General features: G+C 59.0%; 1 pseudogene. It reads right to left on the bottom strand.

The features are described from left to right. Window positions 1–198: 198 nt before the first annotated feature. Window positions 199–415 (bottom strand): annotated as a pseudogene (locus EP237_RS23405) (IS110 family transposase); the annotation flags it as partial.

Raw genomic sequence — 415 nt, 5'->3', positions numbered from 1 at the left:
TGGGGTACATGCTTCGGTTCGTGGTCAGCGCGGCGGCTGCCAACATGATGCTGGTTCGATGTAATTCCGATGTGCCCATCTCATAGGCGTACTTGACGGGAGTCAGCGACAGTCCAGACCACGGCATCATCGGAACCACGTCCCTGCGGGACCTCGAAAGCCTGCAATCAAGCAGGCAACGGGTGGGATATCATTCTGTCAGACAGGGTTCGGTGCCGCATCTGACTGGAAGGTTGTGCCATCGACCCAAATCCGATGAAGAATGACCGCGATGCGGCGTGCGAGGGCGACCATCGCAATTTTGCGCCCGCGCCGCTCCGCGAGCTGGGCTCCCCATGTTCTCAGCCATGTTGATCGGCCACGGTTCATCATGACGGTTGCTGCCTGGCACAATGCTCGCCTCAGATTGACGTCA

The organism is Nioella ostreopsis, from assembly GCF_004000255.1.
In the GTDB taxonomy this organism is placed as follows: domain Bacteria; phylum Pseudomonadota; class Alphaproteobacteria; order Rhodobacterales; family Rhodobacteraceae; genus Nioella; species Nioella ostreopsis.
The sequence above is the reverse complement of the archived record's forward strand: the minus strand, read 5'-3'. Positions and strand labels throughout refer to the sequence as shown.